General features: G+C 41.1%; 11 protein-coding genes. All 11 read right to left on the bottom strand.

Annotated features, from left to right (window positions below; all coding sequences use genetic code 11):
- Window positions 1-42 precede the first annotated feature (42 nt).
- The gene (locus ACOMC3_RS11700) at window positions 43-801 is read right to left on the bottom strand and encodes a cell division protein FtsQ/DivIB (protein WP_420316071.1); all 759 of its coding nucleotides are present in this window, start codon (window positions 799-801) and stop codon (window positions 43-45) included.
- On the bottom strand, window positions 794-2,188 hold the full coding sequence (gene murC / locus ACOMC3_RS11705; RefSeq protein ID WP_420316072.1) for a UDP-N-acetylmuramate--L-alanine ligase: 1,395 nt from the start codon (window positions 2,186-2,188) through the stop codon (window positions 794-796). The genes ACOMC3_RS11700 and murC overlap by 8 nt, the downstream gene beginning before the upstream one ends.
- Window positions 2,189-2,336: 148 nt before the next feature.
- A complete protein-coding gene (gene murG, locus ACOMC3_RS11710) occupies window positions 2,337-3,419 on the bottom strand; it encodes an undecaprenyldiphospho-muramoylpentapeptide beta-N-acetylglucosaminyltransferase (RefSeq protein ID WP_420316073.1) in 1,083 nt (360 codons plus the stop codon).
- A gap of 26 nt (window positions 3,420-3,445) precedes the next feature.
- Complete coding sequence (locus ACOMC3_RS11715) at window positions 3,446-4,597, bottom strand: FtsW/RodA/SpoVE family cell cycle protein (protein ID WP_420316074.1); 1,152 nt, start codon at window positions 4,595-4,597, stop codon at window positions 3,446-3,448.
- Window positions 4,594-5,973, bottom strand: a complete 1,380-nt coding sequence (gene murD / locus ACOMC3_RS11720) for a UDP-N-acetylmuramoyl-L-alanine--D-glutamate ligase (protein ID WP_420316075.1) — start codon at window positions 5,971-5,973, stop codon at window positions 4,594-4,596. The genes ACOMC3_RS11715 and murD overlap by 4 nt, the downstream gene beginning before the upstream one ends.
- Window positions 5,973-6,341, bottom strand: coding sequence for a hypothetical protein (locus ACOMC3_RS11725; protein WP_420316076.1), 369 nt, complete (start codon window positions 6,339-6,341; stop codon window positions 5,973-5,975). Before ACOMC3_RS11725 ends, murD begins: the two co-directional genes overlap by 1 nt.
- A complete protein-coding gene (mraY, locus tag ACOMC3_RS11730; protein WP_420316077.1) occupies window positions 6,341-7,516 on the bottom strand; it encodes a phospho-N-acetylmuramoyl-pentapeptide-transferase in 1,176 nt (391 codons plus the stop codon). The genes ACOMC3_RS11725 and mraY overlap by 1 nt, the downstream gene beginning before the upstream one ends.
- 130 nt (window positions 7,517-7,646) lie before the next feature.
- A complete protein-coding gene (locus ACOMC3_RS11735) occupies window positions 7,647-9,098 on the bottom strand; it encodes a UDP-N-acetylmuramoyl-L-alanyl-D-glutamate--2,6-diaminopimelate ligase (protein WP_420316078.1) in 1,452 nt (483 codons plus the stop codon).
- Window positions 9,098-11,197: a penicillin-binding protein gene (locus tag ACOMC3_RS11740; RefSeq protein ID WP_420316079.1), complete on the bottom strand. Its 2,100-nt coding sequence runs from the start codon at window positions 11,195-11,197 to the stop codon at window positions 9,098-9,100. Before ACOMC3_RS11740 ends, ACOMC3_RS11735 begins: the two co-directional genes overlap by 1 nt.
- A gap of 89 nt (window positions 11,198-11,286) precedes the next feature.
- Complete coding sequence (locus tag ACOMC3_RS11745) at window positions 11,287-11,658, bottom strand: FtsL-like putative cell division protein (RefSeq protein ID WP_420316080.1); 372 nt, start codon at window positions 11,656-11,658, stop codon at window positions 11,287-11,289.
- A gap of 62 nt (window positions 11,659-11,720) precedes the next feature.
- Complete coding sequence (rsmH, locus tag ACOMC3_RS11750; protein ID WP_420316081.1) at window positions 11,721-12,659, bottom strand: 16S rRNA (cytosine(1402)-N(4))-methyltransferase RsmH; 939 nt, start codon at window positions 12,657-12,659, stop codon at window positions 11,721-11,723.
- Window positions 12,660-12,701 lie beyond the last annotated feature (42 nt).

Consider the following 12,701-nt stretch of genomic DNA (forward strand, 5'->3'; position numbering starts at 1 on the left):
TGAAGGGGGTGAGGGGGATGTTATATGCCAAAATGTTTTGCATTATTCACAAATAATTTGATTCTCAAACTTCAGATTTACCCGATCATAGGTATTCCAACCTTTCTTGGGTAAAATCTCTTTGTAGAAAGTCATCAACTTTGAAAACTTTCTTTCTAAATCCTCAGGATGGCCAAACTCTACAACCTGCTTCGTTACCTGTGGATACATTTCAATTTCTCCATCCTTTTTAATGAAGATATGTGCAATCTGGGCTTTCCAGAATTTATCATTTTCAATGAATGTGAGTAAATCATAGACTTGTTTGCCGTACTTACTTTCACTTAAATTCTTCTCCCACATAAACTCAAACTCCGTTTCCATTAGTGGGACTCTTGCGGTGTGCTTTGCATTGACAGGTAGTACTCTTCCTTCCGAGTCAATGTATTTATCTTTCTTTCCATCAATGAAGAGTCTTGCAATGGGCTTGCTTTGCTCAACCTTGACATTAAGCTTGCCCTTTAAGTCTCGATATACTTGAGCATCTTTCACGAATGGATTCAATTCCACCCGTTCCTCAAGCACTTTTGGATCCAACTTACCCATCTCTACACCGATTACATAGTCTGCACTTTTATCTGTCATGAGATCAATAACCTCTAATTGGTCGGTAAAGAAATTACCCTCTTGATCAGTAATCTCCACCTCAATTTCTTCAATGGATCGACTCTTATTTTTTATTCCTGCGAAAGTGATCAACGTCAACAGCAGCAATCCACTGAAAGAGTAGATAAGAATATTTTTCTTTTCTTCTTTACTCATTGTCCTCGCTTTTTAGGTTGAACTTATTTTTCATGTATTCAGCGATCTTTGGCACTTCCCGATCGATATCACCGGCACCAAGAGTCACTACTATGTCCAGATTTCGATTTTCGAGTTCATCAATTAAATGCTCTTTCGAAACCATTACTTTCTTCTCATTCTCCATTAGATCAAAAATGGACTTTGACGACACTCCTTCAATGGGTTCCTCTCTAGCCGGATAGATATCCAAAAGGATTACTTCGTCTGCCTTATCCAATGCTTCTGCAAATCCCTTCTTAAAATCATTGGTGCGAGAATAAAGATGCGGCTGAAAAATCGCTGTGATCTTTCGTTTTCCTGCAAGGGACCTAACTGATTTTAAAAATGCATTGATCTCTTCAGGATGATGCGCATAATCGTCAATCAATGTGGCCTGAGGACTTCTGAAGACATACTCAAACCTTCTCTTAACACCTTTATACGATCTCATTATCTTTCTTATCTCGCGCCCTTCCATTCCCATATCTACCGCAACTGTAATTGCCGCAAGTGCATTTTCTACGTTATGGTAACCAGGGAACTCAAGATGAACATCTGAGATTTTTTCCATACCGTATCGGTAGGTAAATACAAATGCACCATTAACAATTCGCAGAGCGTCAGCAATAGCGTCACCATTTCGAATTGCATAAGAGATGTATTTATTACCCGGATTGATTTTGAATCCTGCTTCAGAATGCATCAATACTTTGCCGTCCTTAGGTGTTTTCTTTACGAACTCTTCATACGTATCCAACATGGCCGTCTCGTCTCCATAAATATCCAAATGATCAGGATCCAATGAAGTGATGATGGTATAGTTCGGATTTAACTTCATGAAGGATCGATCATATTCGTCTGCTTCCACAACGACTGGCGCATTTTCATCTCCAATGATGAGGTTGGAGCCTGTATTGGCCATAATCCCTCCAACAAATGCAGAACACCCTTTTCTTGAGTGACTCAAAAGGTGAGCAATCATGGAAGTGGTTGTTGTCTTTCCGTGAGTACCGGCCACAGCAATCGTAAAATGGTTCTCAGTGATCATACCCAGTACTTCAGACCGCTTCATTACAGTAAAGCCATTATCGTTGAAGTAGTTAAACTCCAGATGATCTTTTGGAATAGCTGGTGTATAGACAATTAGTGTTCCATCTCTCTCAAGAAATTTATCCTCAATCAAATCCAGCTGATCTTCATAATGAACGTTAATTCCCTCTTCGATGAGCTGTTTGGTTAAATCTGATTCTGTTTTATCATAGCCTGCGACAGTTTTACCTTTCGCATGAAACCAACGAGCCAATGCACTCATTCCGATACCACCGATACCAATAAAATAGGCGTTATTTACTTCGATGAGTTTCATTGAATCAGACGCATTTTTAGTTGAAATAGAACTTCAAATGCAGCTAACAGCTGTCTAATTATACTGCACTGTCGACAGTCGACAGTCGACAGCCTCAGGGAAGTAAATAGAGATAAATTGATTGGTCGATATATGGATCCTATATTCTTCATTTCTCCACCAATTTCACCACTTCGTTTGCTATATCAATGGCAGCATTTTCATGAGCCATAGCACTTATATTTTTTGACAGTTTTTGCTGTCGATCTTTATCTTTCAATAGCGCAATCGCCTCATCGATTAACTTATTCATCGCTTCTTTATCATCCACCATTTCAGCGGCTTCATGTGCTACTAAAGCCTTTGCATTTATGGTTTGATGGTCCTCTGCAACATTGGGTGAAGGGACTAAAATCGAAGGTTTACCAGTCAGCATCAGCTCTGCAATCGAAAGTGCTCCTGCTCTCGATACCACTACATCTGCACATGCATATGCAAAGTCTATTTGAAAAATGAAGTCCTTAAGAACCACTTTGCTATCCAAGTCACCAGCGCGTTTTTCCATTTCCTCATGATAAAACCCACCACATTGCCAGATCAACTGAATGTCTTCATTTTTTAATTTTCCCAAACCCGCAAGGGCGCTTTCATTCAATGTTCTCGCTCCTAAGCTTCCTCCAATAATTAGGAGAGTTGGCTTGAATTCTTCTAAATCAAAATGCTTAAATGCTTCCGTTTTCCTATTTGGATTTAATTTGATCGTTTTCCTTACCGGATTACCTGTTACAACCAGTTTCTCTGCCGGGAAATATTTTTCCATACCATCATGGGCCACACAGATCGTTCGTGCCGATTTGGCTAACCACTTGTTTGTTAGGCCTGCATATGAATTTTGTTCCTGAATCAAAGTAGGAATACCTTTTTTTCCAGCCACATATAAGAGCGGTCCGCTTGCATATCCACCAACTCCTACCACCACATCGGGATTAAATTTTTTAATCAGTCTGGATGCTTGTTTTAGGCTAGATAGTAACTTAAAAGGAAACATGAGGTTATCAGCCGAAAGTTTTCGTTGGATACCACTGATCCATAATCCTTCAATCTCAAAACCTGCTTCAGGAACCTTTTTCATCTCCATCTTTCCCTTTGCTCCTACGAACAAGATTTCTACAGATTGAAGCATATCCTTCAAAGCTTGGGCAATGGAAATAGCTGGATAGATGTGGCCGCCTGTGCCACCACCACTAATCATAATGCGATATGTTCTTTCCTGCTCGATTACGCTGCTTCTTTATATTGATTCCCTATCGTACCTCCGAAATTGTCTATCTCACCTCGGCTCACGCTTAATATGATGCCTAGTGCCACTCCTGCAAATAGCTGTGAGGTTCCTCCCATACTTATGAAGGGTAATGTCAGTCCTGTAACTGGTCCCAAGCCAACAGCAACACCCATATTAACCAGTGCTTGTATCACAAGTGCAAAACTCAGTCCGGCTGAAAGCAATCCACCATAAGCTCGATCATTTTGTTCTGCGGCTTTCATCCCTCTATACAATAATGCCAGGTAAAGGAAAAGAATTGTGACTCCTCCAATAAGCCCGTACTCTTCTAAAATGATTGCATAAATGAAATCTGAATATGGATGAGGTAAAAAATTTCTTTGATCACTTTGCCCGGGACCTTTCCCAATCACCCCCCCTGAGGCAATAGCAATATAAGCCTGCTTCGCCTGGTAAGGAGTTTCGTTATTGATAAAGTCTTCAACTCTGGAGATTGCAGTTCCTCCTCTTTGTCCAACCATAAATGCAACCGATCCAAATGCTGAGCAGATCACCACGAGCATTGCTAAGTACTTTACCGGAACTCTACCAATGAATAATACCAACATGCAAGTAAGGAAAAGCAGTATTGCTGATGAGAAGTTTGTTAGAGCAATCAATCCGCAGATTAAACCAATCCAGAAAAGCATTGGAACAATCGCTTTTTGAAAATCATCAATGGATTGCTGACGCTTTGACAACATACTGGCTAGAGTAACCAATAAAGCTAGCTTAGCTAAATCTGATGGCTGAAATGCTTGATTGATGACAGGAATGGTCAACCAACGCGATGCTTCATTGATATTTGTACCAAATATCCATGTGAACAAAAGAAGAGGCACACTTAACCATAGGACTAAACGAGAAATCTTTGAATAGTATCGATAATCAATGCGGTGAGCTAACCATATGGCTATCAAACTAACCACTACCAATACTGAATGCTTGACCAAGTAGTATTCAGTATTTCCATCCATCATTTTATAAGCCAGACTACCAGTGGCACTATAAACAACCAAAATACTGAATAGAGAAAGGATCAGAACGATGAACCAAATCACCGGGTCACCTTTCAGGTTTCGATATGCCCAATTTTTTATCTCGTTCATGCCTCTTTTGTTTTTAATGCCTTAGCGAGCTTATTTATTGCACGCTTAAATTTATCTCCACGATCCTCGTAATTATTAAATAGGTCAAAGCTGGCACACGCAGGAGAAAGCAAAACCACATCCCCTTCTTCGGCCCATTCATGTGCTTGCTTGATAGCTTCCTTAACAGATCCAACTTCTGCTATCATATTCAGTTTTGAACCAAAAAAATCAGTCAACCCGCTGTTATCCTTGCCCATACAAATGAGTCCCTTCACTTTATTCTTAACCAGTTTCTCTATCTGCGAATAATCGTTTCCTTTATCTACGCCTCCGGCTATCCAGATAATATTTCCTTTCACACCATCCAGGGCATAGTAGACAGAATCCACGTTGGTTGCCTTGGAATCATTGATGAATGCAGTTCCATCAATCTCTGTAACAAATTCGAGTCGATGGGGTGCGTTTTTAAAGTTCTTAAGCCCTTTCATCACACTTTCCATTGGAACATCCATGCAAAGCGAGCTCAAAACAGCCGCCATGCTGTTTACCATGTTATGCTTACCAATAAGTGAGATCTCTGAAACCGGAATTTGAAATTCTTCTGAGGCCTCTTTGTACTGGAAATTAAAAATCAGATGATCTTCTTCCAGATAAGCACTGAGTTTATTGTTATTTGAAGCAGTCATTGCAAACATGCTAGCTTCAATTTTTCTTCTGCTTATTTCTTCGGTGACAGGTTGCGAATCAGCACAGTAAACAAAAGCTTGCTCATTCGTTAGATTCTCAATGATTCGGAATTTTGAAGTGACGTACTTACTAAAATTGTACTCGTATCGATCCAGGTGATCTGGAGTAATATTCAGCAATACAGCAACATCAGGACGGAAATTTTGAATGCCATCCAATTGGAAACTGCTCACTTCCACTACATAATAGTGATAGCCTCCTTTCGCTACCAACCCTGCTAAACTTTTGCCCACATTGCCACCTAATGCTACCTTATATCCTGCCGTTTTTAACAGATGATAAGTCAGCATCGCTGTGGTCGTTTTGCCATTGGTTCCAGTAATCGCGATGACTTTAGCCTTTTCAATAAATCTGTATGCAAACTCTATTTCAGAAATGACTGAAATACCTTTAGTGACTATTTTTTTGACCAATGGTGCAGAGTCAGGAATACCAGGACTCTTTACAACAATAGAAGCATTCAAAATCAATTCTTCTGAATGTCCTCCTTCTTCAAAATCAATCTTCTGACCTTTGAGCGTTCTTCTGCGCTCAGCAGCCAGGTTTCCTCCATCAGAAAGGAATACTTCATAGCCCTTTTGACAAGCAAGTATAGCAGCGCCAACGCCACTTTCTCCACCGCCCAATATGACTATGCGTTCTTTCATTATTCTTCGTCTTTTACTTTTTTGTCAATTATTGCATCGAAACACTTAGAGTAAATAGACATTAGGTCATATCCATCCTTTAAGAAATCATTGATTAGGCTGATTTTTTGCTTCTTATTAGCCATTTCAAGCTGATCTAAAATGAAGAGTACCTCATCGGTTTCATCTTCCAATCGTCCCAAAATCTGATTAAATACCATTTCTGAAGGAGCTTTTAGCAGCTTAAGAAATAAATCATCAATCTTTCGGGCACATCTGATAAGCATTGATGTGGCTTGCACTAAGGTCCCAGATGGGATCAACTCAGAAAGCTGCACGGAGCTCTTCTGGAATTTTTCGTTTAGTTCATGAATTTGCGTTACTGTCATTATCTGATTTTTAGAGTTGCTAGTGTGAAAATGGCTAAGAGAATTCCCACAGTCCAGAATCGCGCGACGATCTTGGCCTCATGAAGTCCCTTCTTTTGATAATGGTGATGGAGTGGTGACATCAAAAAGATGCGCCTTCCTTCACCATATTTCTTTTTGGTATACTTGAAATAAGACACCTGTATGATCACCGATAAATTCTCGATAACCAGAATCCCGCATAATATCGGAATCAATAATTCTTTTCTAATAACCAATGCTAAAACCGCGATGATCCCACCCAGTGAAAGGCTGCCGGTATCTCCCATGAAAACCTGCGCCGGGAACGCATTGTACCAAAGGAAACCGATGCATGCACCTACAAAGGCGGTACAGAAAATCACCAGTTCTCCAGAGTTTGGTATGAACATGATGTTGAGATAGTCAGCGAAAATTGCATTACCTGATAGGTAGGCTAGAACTGCTAATGTCAAACCAATGATCGCACACGTTCCGGCTGCTAAGCCATCTAACCCATCGGTAATATTTGCTCCGTTTGAAACTGCGGTGACGATAAATATTACCACCAGCACATATAATACCCATGAATATTCAGATAGAAATTCTGGCATTAACCAGTCATAATTAAACTCATTGTTTGCTACGAATGGTATCGTGGTTAGTAGCGTGTTTTCATCCTTAAAGGCTTCTCCCGAAAAATCCCTGACTACAATGTCATCATTGTAAACCATCACAAGGCCAACGATAAGTCCTAGCCCTATTTGACCCACAACCTTGAACTTTCCTCTAAGTCCTTCTTTGTTCTTCTTTTTTACTTTGAGATAGTCATCTAAAAAGCCAATAGAGCCCATCCACAGAGCAGAGATGATCAATAGAATAATATAAATGTTGTCCAGATTAGCAAAGAGCAGTGTTGGGATAACAATGGCTGAAATAATGATAATTCCTCCCATTGTAGGTGTTCCCTTTTTCTCCATCTGACCATCAAGACCAAGGTCTCTAATTGATTCGCCCAGCTGATATCTTCTAAGCATTTCGATGAGATACTTGCCGAAGGTTATGGTGATTAATAGGGATAGCAATGCTGCCATGCCCGCTCGGAACGAGATGTACTGAAACAATCCCGCTCCCGGGAAGTCTATTTGATTGAGATATTCGAAGAGATAGTTTAACATTACTCTTGCAATATTTTATCATCCAAACAAATCCGCAATCGCATATAAATCGAATAAACAGTCGACAGTTGACAGTCGACAGTTATAAGATTTATACCTTTGCCTTCGATATTTAGCTTAAATCCATTCATCAATTCAATAGCTCTTTTAAAACCTCCTTGTCATCAAAGTGATGTCTCACACCATTTATCTCCTGATAGGTTTCATGGCCTTTTCCTGCTACCAAAATGATATCCTCATCATTGGCCAGATTACAGGCTGTCCGTATCGCTTCCTTTCGATCTTCAATAACCATCACATTCCTTTCCTTTGATTTTGGAATTCCCGTTCGCATATCTTCCAAAATCTGTTTCGGATCTTCTGTTCTGGGATTATCAGATGTCAAAATGATTTTATCACTAAACTGTGCAGCTATACCTGCCATTTTTGGACGCTTGGTCTTATCTCTATCTCCACCACAGCCGACCACAGTTACCAGTAATTCGTTCTTTGTTCTTAATTTATCAATCGTTTGCAAAACATTCTCCAATGCATCCGGCGTATGTGCATAATCCACAATTGCCATTACATTGGTCGTGTTTTCCACCTTTTCAAATCGACCACTTGCACCAGTGGTCGTTGACAAACCACTCAATACCTCTTCTTTCTCTTCCTCGAGCAATAGCGCAACAGCATATGCAGTAAGGAGATTATAAGCATTGAATTCTCCGATGAGCTTGAACCACACATCTACCCCATCAAAATTTAGCTCTAAGCCCTGCAGTGTATCATGAATGATCCTGACTTTAAAATCAGCCATGGACCGGATAGCCATTCTGTTCCTTTCAGCTTTGGTATTTTGAAGCATCACCATTCCTCTCTTGTCATCTACATTGACTAAAGCGAATGCATCTGATGAAAGACCATCGAACAGAAGCTTTTTTGCTGCGATGTACTCGTCAAAAGTTTTGTGATAATCCAGGTGATCATGGGAAATATTGGTAAATACTCCTCCTGAGAAATGTATACCTGCAACTCGATTTTGAACCAGGGCATGGGAGCTTACCTCCATGAATGCGTGCGTACAACCACCTTCAACCATTTCGGCCAAAAGTTGGTTAAGCTGTACTGCATCCGGAGTAGTAAAGCTGGCATTTAAGATCTTATGGTTAATCTTGTTCTCTACGGTTGAAAGTAAGCCCACCGAATAGCCCAGGTTTTGAAAAAGCTCAAACAGCAACGTTGCACAAGTGGTCTTACCGTTAGTGCCGGTGATGCCTACAAGCTTTAATTTCTCTGATGGTCGTCCATGAAAATTTGATGCAATGATACCAAGTGCCTCCGCTGAATTGTCTGTTTGAACAATCGTAACACCTTTATCTAAATCAGAAAGAATTTGCTCACATACAATAACTTTCGCTCCTTTCTCGATTGCGGTATCGATGAAATCATGCCCATCCACAGTCAGTCCCTTCACCGCCACAAACAGGAATCCTTTCTCAACTTTTCGTGAATCAAAAGTCACACCTGCTACTTCTTCATCACGATTTCCAGTGATGGACTTTAGCGAAACGCCAAACAATATGTCTTTCAGCGTTTGCATCAGCTTAATTGAAGTTTAATGGTTGAACCTTTTGATAGTCTTCCTCCCGGAGACATGGATTGGGTGGCCACTCGTCCTCTACCTTTTACTTGTACTTCTAACCCTAAATTTTCTAGCACGTAGATCGCATCACGTAATGTCATTCCACGAACATCCGGCACCACCTCATATTTCACTTTATTTCCTTTCCAATAAACAGCATCGTTTATGACATTTGTTTTCACCCATTCTGATTCAGTTTCAGAATGATTGGATATTCCAAACTCGTTGCAAATCATTGTCAACTCATCACGCTTGCCCGCTTTGATGTATGGAAAGACCCCTGTGATGTAAGAGCGCTCCTGTGTTCCAACTTCATGCATATCAAGCTCTAATGAATAGATCTTATCGGCTATTTCTTTAAAGACCGGAGCAGATACATCGCTACCGTAGATTTGATACCCTTTTGGATTATCAATAACTACAATACAGCTGTATCTAGGAGCTTCCGCTGGGAAATATCCAGCAAATGATGTGTAGTATTCTTTAACGTAACGACCGTTTTTTACCTTTTTAGCCGTACCTGTTTTACCAGCAATTTTGTAGTGACTGTAATTAATGTTTTGAGCGGTACCACGCTCTACAACACCTTCCATCATCAACTTAACCTTTCTTAAAGTCTCCTTTGAAGCGATTCGATCATTGATGATTTCCGTATCAAACTCATCAACCATTCGATCCGCTTTCATGACACCTTTGACAATCATGGGTTTCACCATTTTGCCATCGTTTGCTACCGCATTGTAAAGCGTCAACATTTGCAGTGGCGTCATCTTTAGCTCATAGCCATGAGACATCCAAGGCAAACTCACTCCACTCCAGGTACTATCTGATGGATCTTTAATGTAGGGTTTACCCTCACCAACCATTTGAAAATCGAGTGGTTCATGAAGGTTCATGTGCTTTAAGTAATCAATAAATTTCTCTGGATTGTTGCCGAAATAATGAGAGATCAACTTTGCCACACCAATGTTTGAAGATTTCTCAAAAACCTCCTGAATAGTCAGCTTACCAAAACCATCAGGCTTATGATCACGCATGGTTTTGTCAAAAAACTCAAGCTTGCCATCACCGGTATCAATCGAATCATTGAGCTTAATATCAGTTTCCTCCAGCAAAGCAATCATACTTGCCAACTTGAAGGTAGAGCCCGGCTCCCTTGAACCCTGACTGCCCACTGCATAATTGTATCTTTCATAGTAATCGCCATCACTGTTTCTGCTGAGATTGGAAATGGCTTTGATCTCCCCGGTCTGAACCTCCATTACTACTGCTACTCCATAATCTGCATCATGCTTTTGTAGTTCGTTTAATAAAGCTGACTCAGTTACATCTTGAAGATCTACATTAATGGTTGTCTGGATATCATAACCATCGACTGGGCGTCTTTCAGTGCCATCATAAATGGGTCTCCAGCCACCACCAGCCATTTTTTGATAAAGTCCTTTCCCGCTAACTCCAGCAAGTTGTTTATTGAAACTATACTCCAGTCCCACAGTCCCACGATCATTGGCATTGACACTGCCGATCGTGCGTATACCTAAATGGGAGAAAGGCAGAAAGCGTTTTTCTACCTTTTCAAAAATGACTCCTCCTTTTAGCCTACCCTCTTTAAAAAGCGGCCAGTTCTCCATATTCTTTTTATCCTGGTAGCCGATCTCCTTGCGATTAAGAGTCAGGTAGCGCCGACCCTTCTTTCGAGCATTATCGATCTTCCGTTTGTATTGGGTAGGAGTTAAATCTCCATAATACCTGGAAAGCAGATAACACAGAGAATCAATGTTGTTTTTATAAAGGCCATTTGATGGTAAATACGGATCCAGCGCCAATCGATAGAATGGAAGTGACGTAGCTAGCAAACTACCATCATCAGCATAGATGTTGCCACGAGTTGCTTTTACGTTCATCACCTGAAGACCCAGCGTCTCACCCATGCTTCTCCACTTGTCGCCTTCTACGTATTGAACTTTAGCAATACGAAAAATCACCGCTCCTGCTACCAGAAAGGTTAGCAAAAAGGCGATACGCACACGTAATACTATGTCTCTTTTGATGCTCATTTTTTCAAGTCAACAGTCGAAAGTTTTCAGTCGACTGCCAAGCTGTGGACTGTCGACTAATAAGTATTTTGATATTTTTTGCACCGCTATTAATCATCGAATTCTTCTACACTTCTAATTAAGACGGGTAACTCCTTACTCTCTTTTAAGCCGAGCTCTGCCGCTCGTTTTGCCACCTCTGACTGTTTGCTTTCATACATGAAATCTGCTTTCAGGGTAGTATAATCCGCTCTGAGATCTTCAACTTCTGTTTCCAGGTGGTTGATGTCTCTGATTTTCTTCTCTGCGTAATGGCGGTTGCCGATATACAGCAGACATAAGAATGCCAGAAATAGAATTTGGGGAAGAAAACGCACGTGTATCACCTCACTCATGGAAGTGTCCATGCGTAGAAAGCGATTGATGAGACGGAATAAGCCTCCTCGCTCTTCTCTTTGGGGTAATTTGTAGGTGTTCTTCATCTTTTTAAAGTTTGAAATTTGAAGCTGGGAGTTTGAAGGAATCACTTCCACCTTCTAGCTTCCTACTTCACACTTCTTTTCTTGCCAATACGCAGCTTAGCGCTTCTCGCTCTGCTGTTTTTTTCAATTTCTGCCGCTGTGGGGATGATGGGCTTTCGGTTCACCGGGTCTAACACCCTGATTGGATTCCCATAAAAGTCTTTTTCATCGACCCCTTTAATATTTCCTTTGTTTATGAAATTCTTGACTGGCCGGTCTTCCAATGAGTGATAACTCATCACCACGAGTCTGCCTTCTGCCTTTAGCACCTCGCCTGCCTGTATCAAAAATTCCCTGAGTGCTTCCATCTCTTCATTTACCTCAATCCGAATGGCCTGAAAGACCTGTGCGAGGTATTTGAGATCTCGACCTCTCGGAGCATGTTTCAGCGCAATGGCTTTCAATTGCTCGTTGGTCTCGATGGGCTGGTTCATTCGGAAATTCACAATCTCTCTTGCGAGTGTTCGCGCATTTCTGATTTCCCCGTACGCACTTAAAATATGTATCAGATCCTTTTCCTCGTATTCGTTGACTATCTCCCTGGCGCTTTTTGCAGCGGCCTGATCCATACGCATATCCAACACACCTTCTGCCCTAATGGTGAATCCACGCGATGGTTCGTCAAACTGATGGGAGCTTACTCCCAAATCCGCCAGGATGCCATCTACTTCCGTGATGCCATGTAGTCTGAGGAATTTTTTCAGGTATCTGAAATTTGATTCAATAAATGTGAAAGAACATTTTGTGCCCTCCTCCGCTAATGCTTCGGTGAGCCTATCGGCATTTTGTTCAGCATCTTTATCCTGATCAAAAGCAATGAGGTGGCCGGTAGTCAATTTGTCGAGTATTGCTTTGCTGTGACCGCCACCTCCAAAGGTCACATCCACGTATACTCCATCTGGTTTTATGTCCAGCCCGTCCAGGCATTCCTGCAACATGACCGGGTTGTGGTACTGACTCATGGTTTTTTCCTCCCCCTAACCCCCTCCAGAGGGGGAAATATT

This window comes from Ekhidna sp. (assembly GCF_965212185.1).
Classification (GTDB): domain Bacteria; phylum Bacteroidota; class Bacteroidia; order Cytophagales; family Cyclobacteriaceae; genus Ekhidna.